This is a genomic window from Exiguobacterium sp. UBA5002, from assembly GCF_002396765.1.
Lineage (GTDB): Bacteria > Bacillota > Bacilli > Exiguobacteriales > Exiguobacteriaceae > Exiguobacterium_A.
The window spans coordinates 1-15,607 of record NZ_DGYQ01000022.1 but is presented as its reverse complement, the minus strand read 5'-3'; the positions used below and the strand labels follow the sequence as shown (position 1 = coordinate 15,607).

14 protein-coding genes and 1 pseudogene are annotated in these 15,607 nt (G+C 49.1%); 3 read left to right on the top strand and 12 right to left on the bottom strand.

Annotated elements, in window-relative coordinates; genetic code table 11:
• Nucleotides 1-105 precede the first annotated feature (105 nt).
• Nucleotides 106-1,851 (top strand): ABC transporter ATP-binding protein, encoded by a 1,746-nt coding sequence (locus tag B4C70_RS05885; RefSeq protein WP_290777517.1) that lies wholly within the window; start codon nt 106-108, stop codon nt 1,849-1,851.
• Nucleotides 1,848-2,729 carry an NAD(P)-dependent oxidoreductase gene (locus B4C70_RS05880; RefSeq protein WP_290777514.1) on the top strand — a complete coding sequence of 294 codons (882 nt, stop codon included), beginning with the start codon at nt 1,848-1,850 and terminating at the stop codon, nt 2,727-2,729. Before B4C70_RS05885 ends, B4C70_RS05880 begins: the two co-directional genes overlap by 4 nt.
• Before the next feature lie 51 nt (nt 2,730-2,780).
• Here the strand turns inward: B4C70_RS05880 and B4C70_RS05875 are convergent, their stop codons facing one another.
• The 10 genes from B4C70_RS05875 to acnA all read right to left on the bottom strand — a co-directional run bounded on the left by B4C70_RS05875 (nt 2,781) and on the right by acnA (nt 14,092).
• Nucleotides 2,781-3,416 (bottom strand): DUF975 family protein, encoded by a 636-nt coding sequence (locus tag B4C70_RS05875; RefSeq protein WP_023467806.1) that lies wholly within the window; start codon nt 3,414-3,416, stop codon nt 2,781-2,783.
• Between the two features lie 186 nt (nt 3,417-3,602).
• Nucleotides 3,603-4,265, bottom strand: a complete 663-nt coding sequence (locus B4C70_RS05870; protein WP_290777511.1) for a copper homeostasis protein CutC — start codon at nt 4,263-4,265, stop codon at nt 3,603-3,605.
• Between the two features lie 25 nt (nt 4,266-4,290).
• Entirely contained in the window at nt 4,291-5,055 is a 765-nt protein-coding gene (locus B4C70_RS05865) for a DeoR/GlpR family DNA-binding transcription regulator (RefSeq protein WP_023467804.1), read from the bottom strand.
• Between the two features lie 192 nt (nt 5,056-5,247).
• The gene (gene plsY / locus B4C70_RS05860) at nt 5,248-5,862 is read right to left on the bottom strand and encodes a glycerol-3-phosphate 1-O-acyltransferase PlsY (protein ID WP_290777509.1); all 615 of its coding nucleotides are present in this window, start codon (nt 5,860-5,862) and stop codon (nt 5,248-5,250) included.
• 17 nt (nt 5,863-5,879) lie between these two features.
• On the bottom strand, nt 5,880-6,938 hold the full coding sequence (locus tag B4C70_RS05855; RefSeq protein ID WP_290777506.1) for a D-alanyl-D-alanine carboxypeptidase family protein: 1,059 nt from the start codon (nt 6,936-6,938) through the stop codon (nt 5,880-5,882).
• A 238-nt stretch (nt 6,939-7,176) separates the two neighbouring features.
• Entirely contained in the window at nt 7,177-7,614 is a 438-nt protein-coding gene (locus B4C70_RS05850) for an acyl-CoA thioesterase (protein WP_035408645.1), read from the bottom strand.
• 12 nt (nt 7,615-7,626) lie between these two features.
• The gene (locus B4C70_RS05845; protein ID WP_290777504.1) at nt 7,627-9,870 is read right to left on the bottom strand and encodes an AAA family ATPase; all 2,244 of its coding nucleotides are present in this window, start codon (nt 9,868-9,870) and stop codon (nt 7,627-7,629) included.
• Nucleotides 9,871-9,946: 76 nt separating this feature from the next.
• Nucleotides 9,947-10,654 (bottom strand): hypothetical protein, encoded by a 708-nt coding sequence (locus B4C70_RS05840; RefSeq protein WP_290777502.1) that lies wholly within the window; start codon nt 10,652-10,654, stop codon nt 9,947-9,949.
• A 189-nt stretch (nt 10,655-10,843) separates the two neighbouring features.
• Complete coding sequence (locus B4C70_RS05835) at nt 10,844-11,308, bottom strand: DUF3939 domain-containing protein (RefSeq protein ID WP_023467798.1); 465 nt, start codon at nt 11,306-11,308, stop codon at nt 10,844-10,846.
• A 57-nt stretch (nt 11,309-11,365) separates the two neighbouring features.
• Nucleotides 11,366-14,092 (bottom strand): aconitate hydratase AcnA, encoded by a 2,727-nt coding sequence (acnA, locus tag B4C70_RS05830; RefSeq protein ID WP_290777500.1) that lies wholly within the window; start codon nt 14,090-14,092, stop codon nt 11,366-11,368.
• A 257-nt stretch (nt 14,093-14,349) separates the two neighbouring features.
• On the opposite strand from acnA, the gene B4C70_RS05825 reads away from it, so the two are divergent.
• Complete coding sequence (locus tag B4C70_RS05825; RefSeq protein ID WP_195865405.1) at nt 14,350-14,844, top strand: hypothetical protein; 495 nt, start codon at nt 14,350-14,352, stop codon at nt 14,842-14,844.
• 33 nt (nt 14,845-14,877) lie between these two features.
• Here B4C70_RS05825 and B4C70_RS05820 read toward each other — a convergent pair whose 3' ends face one another.
• Both B4C70_RS05820 and B4C70_RS05815 read right to left on the bottom strand, forming a co-directional pair.
• On the bottom strand, nt 14,878-15,447 hold the full coding sequence (locus B4C70_RS05820) for a hypothetical protein (protein WP_290777497.1): 570 nt from the start codon (nt 15,445-15,447) through the stop codon (nt 14,878-14,880).
• A 33-nt stretch (nt 15,448-15,480) separates the two neighbouring features.
• Nucleotides 15,481-15,607 (bottom strand): annotated as a pseudogene (locus B4C70_RS05815) (RNA-splicing ligase RtcB); the annotation flags it as partial.

Below are 15,607 nucleotides of genomic sequence, written 5' to 3'. Positions count from 1 at the left end.
TTCCACTATCAGTGTCACAAACCAAAAGATTTCTTGTCAAGTCGCGTTTCCCATTTGACCGTTTCTTCGTTCTTTCGGACAATGGAAAAGAGAGGATGTGTTGAAATGAACGCTGCGACGTTCCAATCTTTTTACCTGTTATTGAAAAAAACGAAACCCCCGGTCGGATTATTATCCGCTGCCGTTTCCGTCTCCGTCATCCAAGCGCTGGCTGCGCTCGCCATTCCTTGGTTCTTAAAGACGTTGATTGATGGTTTTACTGTCGATCGACTGACACCACAATTGATCAGTTTATTTGTGATTGTTTTCCTCGTCCAAGTCGTCGCGAACGCTTTATCGATCTATTGGTTACAGATCGTCGGTCAACGGATCGTCGCCAATTTACGAACGCTTCTATGGAAGCATCTATTAGCGCTATCGATTCCGTTCTATGATGAGACGAAATCCGGTGAGCTCGTCTCACGACTCAATAGTGACGCTACGACACTCCAGCAATTGCTGTCGGAGCAACTCGTCCGCCTGCTGACATCACTCGTCTCGATCATCGGAGCGATCACGATTCTGTTCTTCCTCGACTGGCAGATGACACTCGTTATGGTCATCGCTGTACCCGTGACGCTACTAATCATCATCCCGCTCGTGCGGAAGCTGCATAAGATATCCCGTGAGACTCAGAAGGAACTCGCAGGATTATCCGGTTTTTTTGCCGAGATGCTTGGTGAAGTCCGACTCGTCAAATCGCAAGCGACTGAATCCTATGAGCTCGACCGTGGGAAAACTCGCATTGAGAATCTTTATGGCTATGGCGTCAAGGAAGGACGAATCCAAGCCCTCTTGTTGCCAATCTTTAACGTCACCTTGACGACGATGTTGATCTTGATCATCGGCTTTGGTGCCTACCGCGTCGCGACGAACCAGATCACAGCAGGTGAACTCGTCGCCTTCTCACTCTATTTGTTTCAAATCATGACGCCACTCGTGACGATGACTGAATTCATCACGAAGTTACAGAAGGCTCGCGGGGCGACAGAGCGAATCATCGAGCTTCTCGATGAGACACCGGAAGCACCTGGTCAAGTTGACGCACTTCGTCCGTTTACAGACGTCACGGTCGATCACCTATCGTTCGGATATAATGAGACGCCGATCTTGCAGGATGTAAGTTTTACTTTACCACGCGGCAAGACGACAGCGATCGTCGGTCCGAGTGGCTCCGGGAAGACGACATTATTTGCGTTACTTGAGCGATTTTATCAACCGACGTCAGGACAAATCCGTCTCGGAGATCAACCCATTTCTGATTTGACGTTATCGTCTTGGCGACAGGCAATCGGTTATGTCGCGCAGGATTCCCCCGTCTTATCAGGAACGATCCGTGACAATCTCGTCTACGGTCTGACAGATGACATCAGTGAAGACAAAATCCGTGCGGCTGCACGGATGGCGAATGCCGATACGTTCATTGAACGATTCCCGGAAGGTTATGCGACTGAAATCGGAGAACGGGGCGTCAAGTTGTCTGGTGGTCAACGCCAACGGATTGCGATCGCACGTGCACTCCTCCGAGATCCGGAAATTCTATTGCTGGATGAAGCCACGTCAAGCCTCGACTCCGAGTCCGAGCGGGTCGTTCAGGAAGCACTCGAGCGATTGATGGTCGGACGGACGACGTTCGTCATCGCCCATCGTCTCGCGACAGTTCGTCATGCCGATCAAATCATCGTCCTTGAAGATGGTCGGATTTCCGGCATCGGGACACATGATCGTCTTGTCGTCGATAATCCATTGTATAATAAGCTCGTAACGCAACAATTCATCGGCACGGAACGTGCAAGGGGGAATCACGTATGAAGACAGTCGGTTTCATCGGATTAGGTGTCATGGGACAAGGCATGGTCCGCAATCTGCGCAAGGCAGGTTTTTCAGTCAAAGGATACAATCGTACGAAAGAAAAAGGACTCGTCCTTGAAGCAGATGGTGTCGAAATCGTCGATACGATTCAAGACGTCGTCACGGACGTCGACGTCGTCATCTCGATCGTCGGTTATCCGCAAGACGTCGAGCAGATCTACTTCGAAGACGGAATCCTCGATCATGCGGCACCAGGAACGATTCTGATCGATATGACGACATCCAGTCCGGCTCTTGCAGAACGCATCGCGAAGGAAGCGGCAGCAAGCGGTCTTCAGGCACTGGACGCACCTGTCACAGGTGGTGACCTCGGTGCGAAGAACGGGACACTCGCCATTCTCGTCGGTGGTGAAGAAGCGGCTTTCGTACAAGCGAAGCCATTATTCGAAGCGATGGGAAAATCGATTTCACTCTTCGGTGGTCCTGGTAAAGGACAATCAGCGAAACTCGCGAACCAAATCGCAATCGCCGGCTCAATGATCGGAACAGCGGAGATGCTGTTGTTCGTCACGCGGTCCGGGATTGACCCGACGCAATTCATCGAGACGATCAAATCTGGTTCTGCCGGTAGCTGGAGTCTTGAGAACTTGATTCCACGCGTCATCGCTGAAAACTACTCACCTGGTTTTTTCGTCAAACACTTCATCAAGGATATGCGGCTTGCCCTCGAACGCGGCGCTGAGATGGGCATCGCGACACCTGGTCTTGCACTGACGAAGGATTTATATGAACAACTTGCTGAGTTGGGTCATGCTGATTCCGGTACACAAGCGCTTTATCTGTTGCTCGCCGAACGTTCACGCGCTTCGGTAGAATGAGCAAAAGCCTGTACGCTACGTCTACTGACGTAATGTACAGGCTTTTTTCGTTCATCCCTCGACGGATGATTGACGTGTTGGTTTCAAGCGTTCATAGAAGTGTGCCATCGTCGTATCGAAATACGGCGTCAAGAAGATGACCCCCACAGTACTAAGTAGTGCGAGGATACCCCAGCCGATGAAACTCAGGTAAAGCATGATCAGTTCACGCTTATGCCCTTTCATCATCCGACGACTCTCACCGAGGACTTGCCAAAACGACAATTCCGGTCGGTCGACCAAGATATACGGAACGAGGCGATACGCTAGATAAAAGTACAATGCCGGTAAGATCAAAAATGATCCGACATAGACCAATACCGTCACGATCGCGTAAGCGGCAATCGTCCGGAAAGCACGTCGAAACGAAGAAAATCCTTCGAATAACGTTCCGATTCCGGCAGACTCCCCGCGGGTGAAACGTAAGTAAGCAATCGTTCGTCCGACCGTCACCGGAGCAAGGACGATCGTTACGACCATGTTCAGTCCGATGAAACGGACCATGCTGTCGATGTCATCTTGGTCAAAGGACATCCGGCTTGCAGCGAGCGCAAAGATAAGGAAGTAGATGATCGAGATGCTTAGCCCGACCAGCCAGCGTCCTTTTAACGTACCAAGGGCGTCTTGTTTTAATTGTTTTGGTATCATGTCGTACTCCTTCATTTCCACTATTTCCATCTTTGATTCTAGCGTAGTCCCGTTGAAAAACCTAGTTATCCCACTCTGCTTTTCAAGCGCGTCACGGAATCGTCGAAAATCCGTCACGAAGACATACAAAAAAATCCATTTCTCTCATCTCATCAGATTCGAAAAATGGATTCGTTCGGTATAGGATTAGCCAAGAAGTCGCGTCAATGCTTCAACACGTTCTTTTTGAATGATACCGTCTTGTAAGACAGCGGATCCCACATGCAGTTCCGATGCCTTCGTCGCTTCAAGAAGCGTTTCCGCATTCTCAAGCGTGATTCCGGACCCTGGTAAGATGATCAAGTCCGGATAGTCTGCAATCAAACGTGCGATTGTCTCTTTACCTTCTAGTGCCGTCGCTTGACCACCTGACGTCAAGATCCGGTCGACTTCCGGAAAATCAGCGAGTACTTCTGCCGCTTCAAGAATATCACGACTACTGTCGATTGCTCGGTGGAACGTCAATGACAGTTCCCCTTTATGTTTGATGATGCGACCGAGGAAACCTTCGTCGACACGACCGTCTGCTGTCAATGAGCCGACGACGATCCCGGCTGCACCGAGTTCACGGATCAAGTCAATATCCGTGATGATTGTCTCCTCATCTGATTTCGAATAGACGAGCGACTTACTATGTGGTCGCACGAGGACGTGAACCGGAATCTCGACCGTCGAGACGACTTGACGGATCAGTCCGTAGCTCGGCGTCAATCCCCCTTCGGATAATGCGGAAACGAGCTCGATCCGGTCCGCTCCGGCTTGTTCTGCTGCGACCGCTTCTTCTACGGTCGATGCGATGATTTCTAACATGATGCATCCCTCCCGCATCAGTGTATCATGAGACGACCATCCAGTTCACGCGTTCGTTGAACAGTTTCATCTCCCACGATGGTGGATAGGAGGCTGGACTGAGAACGATCTTCGCACGGCGGAACTCCGCCACCTTATATTTACGATTGCCCTGGAATTCATCATTTGCCAAAAAGGCATAGACGTCCTTCGTACAACTGATGACGGCTTTTTGAATCAGCGAGGATTCAATATCATCGCTGACGAATCCACGCTCGATTTCAGCACCGTCAAACGATAGAAAACAGGCATCAAAAGCGTAAGCATCGAGCGCCTGCAAGACTTCGACTCCGACCGTCTGCCCGTAGGCATCGACTGTCCCACCGAGTAATCGAATTTCACCTTTGAACGGTCCCGTCTTACGGCACTGCTCCAAGTGACTAGCGACCATCAGTGAGTTCGTAACGATCGTCGCGTTTCCCGTTAAATAAGGTAACAAATGCTCGACCGGTTCTCCCCGTCCGAGAAAGATACAGGAATAGTCACTGAGCCACCCTTTCGCATAGCGCGCTAAACGGCGGGACAGCTGATCCGTTCGCCGTGAGATCGGCGTCTCCCGTTTTCCTCCTTGATAGATAGCACCGCCATAGACACGCTTCAATTGACGTTCGCGTTCCAACTCCTCTAAGTAGCGTCGTACCGTTTCTCCCGAGACATCGAGACGTTCGATCAAATCCTTCGTCATGACTTTCCCTTCCTCTTCCAGCCATTCCATGATGCGTGATTTCCGCTCTTCTCCTAATAACGACACGTGCGCTTCCCCCTTTACAGACCAGTTCTAGTTCTAGTGTAGCGAACGTCTGTAAAGGTCTTGTAAATCCGATGTAAATAAACGTGTAGTTCCTATGAAATGTCGTTGAATTCGTCCGTTATCCGACTCTTTCATCAAACGAAAGACGCGCCTGCCTCTCAATGAGTGAGATGCAGGCGCGTCATTAGTCGTTCATTCAGACGATTTCTTTGCAAAGAGTGGAATCTTAGACTCTGTTCCTTGGCGAATCCGTTGGATGTTATCACGGTGCTTGAAGATGACGAACAACGCAAGAACCGTAAAGAACGTCGGAACGATCCAATCGTTCGTCAAGATGCCGATCGTGATCGACACGACAATCCCGACACTTGCTGCGACGATCGAACTGAGCGAGACCATCCGGCTCAGGCGAAGTGTCGTCAAAAAGGATACGAGCAGAAAGATGAAGAGAATCGGACTCGTCACGAGCAACATCCCACCAGACGTCGCGACTGCCTTTCCGCCCTTGAACTTTGCGAAAATCGGATAGATATGACCGACGACAGCAGCTAATCCAGCAAACAGTGGATGCACATCCGCGCCCATTAAGATCGGAACAAGGCTCGCGACGGCTCCTTTTCCAAGATCACCGATCAAGACGATGATTCCTGCCTTTTTCCCCAAGACACGGAACGTATTCGTCGTTCCGAGATTCCCGCTACCTTGTTGACGAATATCGATCCCGTGTCCCCATTTCCCGACAAGTAATGCGAACGGAATCGAACCAAGCAGATAGCCAAGAACCAAAATCCCTATGATTTCAATCATAGTCAACCTCCAACCTCTTAGTGACCGACTTTCATATATTCCTCAAGAGTCTGTCCGTTATTTTTAATTTGTGTCGCGACATCGACTCCGACATAACGAATGTGCCATGGCTCATACGTATAACCCGTCCGCGACTGGAAACCACGGTCGTAACGAACGATGAAGCCGAACTTCGCTGCGTTATTCGCGATCCATTTTCCTTCTTTCGTATCACCAAGAGCGGCTGTTAATCCATTACCTACACTTGGTGCCGAAATATCAAAAGTGAGACCTGTCTGGTGTTCACTGTGACCAGGGCGTGCTGAATATTGATCAGCAGCTGCCTTGCCGTCACGTGCGACATAATTATTATACAATACTTTTTGACGTGCGCCGGAACGGAATCCGCTGACAGCGTTCAATGTCACGCCTTCTTTTTTAGCAGCAGCGAACATCTTTTCCATCTGTTTCGCAGCTGGTGCTCGCATGTAGCTTTGTTCAAGTACACCCGAATAGGAGAAGCTGACGTTTGGAACGACGAGATCCGACGGCTTGTAGTCGATTGGCAAGCTATACTTCTTGTTGACGACGACGAGCATTCCAAGCGAAAGATCGGCTTTGGCATCTGCTGATTTATCGACGTCTGGCGTCTCATCTTCTGGTTTCGATGGTTTTTCCTGCTCTGGATCCTGAGACGAACTATCCGGTTTATCCGTCGATTCGTCCTTTTTGTCTTCTGTTTTGTTCTCTGCTGCAGGTGTATCATCTTTCTTTTCTGTTTCATCCTTCGTTGCCTCATCCGAAGATCCTTGGTCCTCTTGTGTCGTCTCATCGGAAGATTTGTCTTCAGATGACTTGTCTTCTTGTTTTGCATCTTCTGACGTATCGTCTTTCGTTGTTTCATCTGTTTTGTCTGTTTTGTTTGTTTCTTCTTTGTTCGTGTCTTTTGCTGTGTCTTCTTTTTTCGTTTCGTCTTTTGATTGTGTTGTCTCATCTGATTTCTGTTCAGTTTTCGTCGTATCGTCCGCTTGTTGATCTCCAGGATTACATCCTGCAAGGAGAAGCGCTAACGTACTAACGGTTACGATTTTTTTCATGAGTAAGACCCCTCTTCTTTTTATGCTTCTCTATGTTACCGCTAATTGTTCCATCCGTCGAGCCTACTTCCAACAGATGGACTAAGACCCTACCTTACTTCAGCTTCTTTATTTTCGCAAATGATTCTGACTTTGTCATCGGTCGTTAGTACCAAGTGCTAAATTTTACTGTTCAGGGTGCAATTAAAAAAAAGCGGAACCGATTCAATAAAATCGATCCCGCTATTGTTGTACATCTTCACGCTTCCGTTAAGAGTGCTGCGTCCGTCTCACTCATCTTCTCGTAGATGTCGTGCCAGTTTGGGAACACCTTCGGCAAACGAATCGGTCGGAAGTTTTCCTTCTTGACGACGACATGTGTCGTCTTTGCCGATACCGCAAGTTTTCCGTCTGGATGCTTGACGGTATAACCATAAATCGTCCGTAAGCCATCGTAATGATCAATCCAGACCGTGACGACCGCCGTATCACCGTACGTCAACGAGCGCTTATAATCGAGATTGACATTCGTAACCGGGGAGACATAACCCGCATCTTCCATCTCCTTGTAATTAAGACCCAAGGACTGGATTAATTCTGTCCGTGCCAGTTCCAGATAGACGAGATAGTTCGAATGATAGACGATGCCCATCATGTCCGTCTCGGCGTACCGAACAGGTATTTCAATCGTATGCATGTAGCTTCCCCCTTAAAAATCCTCTTTTTCAAGATAGGACCATTCTGAACCGGATAAGCTAACTTTGTCAATTAATCGCATCGATTGTTTCGCGATCGCCTGTTCGACGATCGTGATCGCCGCCCGTGCGTTTCCGTTCGGAACGACATCAATCTTCTCGGTAAGCGTCTGTCGCGCGTCCTCCGTCAGCTCATATCCGAATCGTGCCGCATATCCTTCAATGATTTGAATCAACTCGTCTGGCGAATAATTTGGGAAGTGGAACGACCGCTTGAAGCGCGACTTCAATCCCGGATTACTCGCGAGCAAGGCGTTCATTTGTTGCTCGTAACCTGCAAGGACGACGACGAGATTGTCTTGATGTTTCGTCATCTCATCCACGAGCGTATCGATGGCTTCCTTCCCGAAGTCATTTGCTCCACCGTTTAACGCATAGGCTTCATCAATGAATAAGACACCACCCAGCGCGTCTCGAATCGCGTCGCGTGTCTTTTGCGCGGTCTGTCCGACATATCCGGAGACGAGGTCAGCTCGGCTGACGACTTTCAAGTGTCCGCGTTTTAAATAGCCGCATTGTCGTAAGACATCGGCATAAAGCTGAGCGACAGTCGTCTTACCGGTTCCACTATTGCCGCTAAAGACCGCATGCAGTTCGACCGGTAATACCTTATAACCGGCTTCACGACGGCGTTTTTGCATTGATAATAAGGCTTCGATCTGTTTCAATTCATCCTTTAGATCAGACAATCCGACGAGCGAAGCGATCCGTTCTTCTACCGTCGCGTCCGGTTCTTGCACCATCTCGAAGTCTTCTTGTTCGAGTAAGGCAAAGTCTTCGTGACTGGCACTCTCTCCAAGGCTTGATCCCTTCTTGAAGATCGCATCAAGCACGATATTACGGACGGCGCGTCCATTTCCGAAACTGGCGTCAACTCGTTCTCGCTCAAGCCGTCCGAGCAACGCCCGCTCTGCTTGTTCCGTCAAGACGTAATCGTTCGCGGTCGCGATCGAACGTCCGATGGCGAGCAGCTCCTGATCCGTATAGTCAGCGAGTAGATAATGATTTGACTCCGGGAAACGACTCCGGAGTCCAGGATTCGCCTTCAGGAAATCACGCATCTCTTCTGGGTATCCAGCAAGCACAACCGCAAATCGCCCTGCATATTCCCCACTCGTCATCGCAGCGACGAGCGTATCGATCGCTGCCTGCCCATAGTCGTTCCCACTTTGTCCGGCACGCTTTAAGGCGTAGGCTTCATCGATGAAGAGTACACCTCCGACAGCTTCCCGGACCTTGCTCATGACCTGTTCTTCCGTCTGTCCGACGAAGGCACCGACGAGCGACGAACGATCCGTCTCGACGACTTCCGGTCGTTCGAGTAGTCCGAGTTCATGGTAGATCTTCGCCATCAGACGGGCAAGGGTCGTCTTTCCGGTTCCGGGATTACCCATGAAGATCATGTGTAGCGATGGTTGATCGCTTGAACGGTAGCCATCTTCCGATCGTTTTTGTTGATACTTCAAGAAACGATACATATGATGGACCCGTTGTTTGATGTCTTCGAGACCAATCATCGCGTCAAGTTCCTCGAGTGCTGAACGTTCGACTTGTTTGCTTTCGACAGGGAGCAAAGCGACGACACGTTTGAGATCCTGGATCGTCGTCGCTTTCAGTTCCGTCATCTCGCGGAACGCTTCCCGGGAATAGAAGCGCTCTTGTAGGCTATCGACGAATGTCTGTGCTGTCTGTTCAAGCGTGGCACTCGAACGCAGTAATGCCGTTCCAGCCTCGAACAGTTCCGTCCAGCGTCCGGCATCCAACCGACGAAGTCGTTCCGTCAGTTCGACGATTTGTTCCGTCTCCTCGACGATTTGACTTGCTTGGAGAATCAGTTCCTTCGTCGCTGATCGTTTGGCGTTCGCGTTGTCCGTCTCGCGAATCGTCGGAAACGTATGCGCGACAAGGCGCTGATACGTACTTTGTAATTGTTGTTCCGTCAACAACTGCTCAAGACGGGCTGGCAAACGACCATGCTGACGGATTTCTTGCATCCAACTCTCAGCTAAGGCATCCAGTCGTCCTGTCATGATATAGCGATGTTCGACGAGTAACGCCAAGATGCGGACGAGTGCTTCCGTCTCTCCAAGCAACCGGCTACTTTGAGCATAACGTAGCGCGAGCACCTCCTCGACCTTCGCGCCCTCTTCCCACGCTTTGATTTGATTGAACATCTCCTCTTTCGAGAATGCTTCCATGTTGAACCTCCTGCGTCTCGAAAAAACCGACTTTGCCCGCTACCGTTTCGTAGCGTCATCGCCGGTCGTTTCTTGTTTATTTTGCTTTTAACCAATCCGGATCGAACGTATCGATCGTTTCAAAACTCTTCATCTTGACAGAGTAGAACAATTTACCGTTATTGCGTGACTCCGCACCGAGTACTTTCGAACGGTCGGAAGCGACATAATACGTTGCTTGTTCTTGGTTGTTTTCTTTATCGAAGATCGATGGATATTGTTTGATCCATTCTTCTGGTACCGTGCTGGACGGTTCTTTTTTCACATACACGTCCGCTGCCATTCCGGCGATGTCCGCTTCTCCCTCGACTTGTCCGAAGTCACCTTTGTTGATGAAGGCGAGGATCTGTTCGTTGAAGCCACGTGAGAGGAATGGGCGCGGCGCACTGACACTTTTGCCAGCTTTCGTCTCATTGACTAACTTCCCTGTCGCATCATACTCACGGAACATCGTCCCGTTCCAGATTGCAAGCGATCCTTTTGACGGACCGTCTACGACTTCTGTCCGGAAATGACCTTTGTCATTAAAGACGACTTCATACGTGCGTGATTCAAGTTCATCTTTTTTCGTCGCGAGTTTCTTCTCAACATAATGGATGCGTGTCATCGTATAAAACGGTTTGACCGTCGCGGCTTTTTCATCGCTTGCGGTCTGCGTCTTGTTCAAGAGATAAAAATTGTAGGCAAGGAGGATCGCCATTGCCACGATTGCTACTGCAATCCACGTGCTCGTTCGTTTCGTCATGCCATGTACACCTTCCTAGCTCAAGTCTCTATTCCTTATCATCGTATCGGTTTTATAAGGAGAATACAAAGGGTTTGTCCGAGATTTCACGATTTCTGACTAAATTCGTCAGACTTTTGAACAAATCAGAAAACGGTCAGGACGACAAAAAAGGCGAACCGAATGAATTCGGTCCACCCTTGATTACGTTTATGCTTCCTTCGGCGTCAGCGAGACGATCATCGACTCATCGACCAAGTAATAGCTATGATGCGGCATTTCACGCAAATAGCCATCTTGAAACAACATCGCACAGTCGACTTGAAACGTTTTGCTATATGGTTTCAACGGGAGTTTCTTCACCCGGTCAAAATAGCGATCGACGGCAACCTGGACATGATCCATCTCATAGACGAGTTCCCGGTCTTTTGCCTCCATGATGGTGAATGTCTCACGCGACATGTAAAACACTTGTGTCGAACGTGCTTTCAAATACGGCTCCAGCTGCTTTAAGTCGATGCGTTGCTCATTATCTAGAAGCACTGTCCGATTCGTCCCTTTCGGTAGTTCGGATTCAAAGGCATGCGTCGCTTGTTTGACTTCATCAAGCGTCACGTCACGCATCGGCAACGGCTGGTCTTCCTTCGGTTGAAACCACTTCTTGAATCGGTTCACCTTTTTCCTCCTCTCGTCAAAAAAAGGTGGGGTTTCCCCCACCTTTGATTAGACAACTTATGATTGTTGGAGACGCTCACGAAGGACCATTGGAAGGATCCCGCCGTGACGATAGTAATCGATGTCGACTTCTGAGTCGAAACGAGCGATCGCTTCGAATTCAGTGACTTTTCCGTCTGCCGCTGTTGCTGTGACTTTAACGATGTCACGTGGACGAACAGACTCATCGATTGCGATGCTGATTGCTTCTTCACCTGTTAAACCAAGTGTTTCAGCTGTCGTACCTGCCACGTATTGAAGTGGAAGAACACCCATCATGACGAGGTTTGAACGGTGAATCCGCTCGAAGCTCTCCGCGATGACGGCTTTGACGCCGAGCAAGTTCGTTCCTTTTGCTGCCCAGTCACGTGAAGAACCCATACCGTAATCTTTACCAGCGAGGATGACGAGACCTGTGCCATCTTCTTTGTACTTCATTGCAGCATCGTACATCGCCATCGTTTCGCCTGTTGGCCAGTACGTCGTGAAGCCACCTTCTGTACCTGGTGCGACTTGGTTACGGATCCGGATGTTCGCGAACGTTCCGCGCATCATGATTTCGTGGTTACCACGACGTGAACCGTATGAGTTGAAGTCTTTTGGTGCAACCCCTTTGTTGACGAGGTATTGACCGGCTGGTGTCGTTTTCGAGAATGAACCCGCTGGTGAGATGTGGTCCGTCGTGACCGAATCAGCAAACTTACCGAAGACACGGAGTCCGTTGAGGGCTTCGACTTGACCAGCTTCCTTCGCCAAGTTCTCGAAGAACGGTGGGTTTTGGATGTACGTCGACTCACCGTCGAAGTCGTACTGATCTCCTGTTGGCACGTCAAGATTGTTCCAACGTTCGTTTCCTGTGAAGACTGAATCGTATTCTGCACGGAAGCTTTCTGGTGTGACGACTGTGTTGATGATCGTTTGGATCTCATCACGTGACGGCCAGATGTCAGCGAAGAAGACTTCTTGTCCGTCTTTGCCTGTTCCGAGTGACGCGTTCATGATATCGACGTCGACTGTTCCTGCAAGTGCATACGCGACGACGAGTGGTGGTGAAGCCAAATAGTTCGCTTTAACGAGCGGGTGGACACGACCTTCGAAGTTACGGTTACCTGAGAGGACAGACGAAACGAGTAAGTCTGAACCGAGGATCGCGTCTTCGACAGCGCGGTCGAGTGGACCAGAGTTCCCGATACATGTCGTACAGCCGTAACCGACCGTGTTGAATCCGAGTTCGTCAAGGTACGTTTGGAGTCCTGATTTCTCGAGGTAATCCGTAACGACCTTCGATCCTGGCGCAAGTGATGTCTTGACGTATTTTGGAACCGAAAGACCGAGTTCGATCGCTTTTTTCGCGACGAGTCCCGCACCGATCATGACATATGGATTTGATGTGTTCGTACAGCTCGTGATCGCAGCGATCGCAACGTCACCCGTACGCATTTCAACTGCTTCGTCTTCGAACTGAACGACAGCGACTTTGTTCGCTTCTTCTTCCGCTAAGCCGAATCCAGCGTTTCCTTGTGGAGCCGTCAACGCTTTTTTGAATGATGTATGAACATCCGTCAAATCGATCCGGTCTTGTGGACGTTTTGGTCCAGCAAGGGCAGGAACGATTGTCGAAAGATCAAGTTCGACTGTTTTCGTGAATGTTGGATCTTCGTTTTGTGGCGTGTAGAACAAACCGTTTGCTTTCGAGTAGTTCTCGACTTTTTCGATCAATTCTTCATCTCGACCTGTCAGACGAAGGTACGTCAATGTTTCTGTGTCGACTGGGAAGAATCCACATGTTGCACCGTATTCTGGCGCCATGTTCGCGATTGTTGCCCGGTCAGAAAGTGACATCAAGTGGAGTGATGGACCGAAGAACTCGACGAATTTACCGACGACGTTCTCTTGACGGAGCATTTCCGTTACACGAAGGGCAACGTCTGTTGCTGTCGTTCCTGGGTGCATCTCACCTGTGATGCGTACACCGATGACTTCTGGTACTGGGAAGAACGATGGCTGTCCGAGCATGCCCGCTTCCGCTTCGATCCCACCGACTCCCCAACCGAGGACGCCAAGACCGTTGATCATCGTCGTATGTGAGTCCGTTCCGACGAGTGTATCCGGGTACACATCAACTGTACCGTCTGCTGTTTCCTTTTCGAGGACGACAGATGCCAAGTACTCAAGGTTAACTTGGTGGACGATCCCTGTTGCGGGTGGTACGGCACGGTAGTTATCGAATGCCGATGTCGCCCAGCGAAGTAATTTGTAACGCTCTTCGTTACGTTCGAATTCGAGATCCATGTTTTCTGCAAGTGCTCCAGCAAAACCGTAAGCATCGACTTGAACCGAGTGGTCAACGACGAGGTCGACTGGTACTTCTGGGTTGATGACCGATGGGTCTCCACCGAGATCTTGCATCGCTTTACGAAGTGACGCGAGGTCAACGACCGTTGGAACACCTGTGAAATCCTGAAGGATGACGCGTGACGGTTTGAACGGAACATCGACATCGTTCGAAACTTGAGCTGTTCCCCATTTCGCCAAGTTCTCGACGTGTTCACGTGTGATCGAACGACCATCTTGTTGACGAAGTACTGACTCGAGTAGGACACGAATCGAGTATGGAAGACGTTTGACTTCCGTCAATCCGAGTTCTTCCAATTTTTCAAGACTATAGTACTGATAATTCTTACCGTTTGCTTCAAACGAACGGCGTGCGCCAAAGACATCTTGCGACACATCTGTTTGCTTCATGGTGATTCCCCCTTTAAGTGTTCACGACATCAAGCCCCTGATACCGCTTACTTGTACAGTTCTATCATAGTATAATATGGATTCCGTTACAATTTGAAAGAACAAAAGACTTTCGATAAGTTTTACTTATTGCCAATATTAGAAAATTATTCTGTTGTCCTGTTTTTCTCATATTTCCAGTCAGGCGTTTCCATTTAGAATGTTCAGGGTACTTAAAAAGTGTAGTACGATATCCGATTCTTGTGGAGGCGTTTATTATGGCGAAATATAAAAGCGATGCAACGCACGTTATTACGACAATCATTTTCAGTGATTTAGAAAAAGCAAAAACAGGCTTTGCGATGATTAAGGATCTTGAGGCAATTAAGGAAATCGAGATGGATCAGATGGTTCTCGCAAAACGTGACGAAGCAGAGGGCTTCTCTTTTATCGATGCCATCGACTTCACGCAACAGGACCAATCCTTTAAAGGCTCATTGATCGGCATGGCGATCGGTGTCGTCGGAGGTCCGTTCGGTATGCTCGTCGGTTCCGTTGCTGGTTATTTGATCGGTGCGAACCGGGATGAAAAGAATGAACGGGAATCGTTTGATTTATTCAACCGGACGCTGAATCAGATTGATCCCGACCATTACGGTGTCATCTTGATCAGTGAAGTCAACGAAGATTCAGAAGCCGTCAATGCGATCGCCGCTGAACTTGGCGCGACGATTCGCCGGACAGGTGAGACATTACCGGATGGTACGGTCTAATCAAATCAAAGTTGTCTTCTTTACGTTCTCGTTTTAAACGGGAACGTTTTTTAATTCCTGGATTACCTGTTTTGCTGTTTCCTGTGTCGTGTCAGGATCGACTTTCTGTATAGAATTGTGTTGCACGGTTATGAGGATATTTTTGTAGCTGATGATGAGGAGCTCGCCGTAATCACCGTTTGATTGATACTGAACCAAATCATTGCCTATGTATCGATCCGTATACGCAAAATGAATCGCTAACCGCGTATCTTGTTTTTCGTTTTCAAAATAAAGTGTCTCCTGGGTCGATGGCGTGTCAATCGTTCCGTCAACCGTTAACCATCGTCTTTTCCCAAAACTCAAGGATTGGTCGACAGCCGTGAAGTCTGCACCGATCGTACTTCCCTTCAACTGAAACTGATTCATCTTCAAGTGTTCATTCATATGCTTGAACAGCTTTTCATACTGAACTGGATTTAAGATGGGGTGTTTCGTTTGATTCGTATGCGTAGTAGTTTTGACTTCTACTTTTTTCTGTTCCGTCGCGACCGCCTCATCCTTGCATCCAGCGATTAAAAACACACTTGAAAACAGAATCAACATAGTCCCCTTATAATTCATAGAACATCCTCCCCCATTGTTGATATCCTTCTATCACTTCGCCTTAAAGTTATACAGCGGTTTAATGACCTCGACGACATCGACCGTTTCTTTCGTGTTACGGATGATTTCATCCATCGGTTTGTAGACGAACGGCGACTCGTCACGCGTCGATGCGACG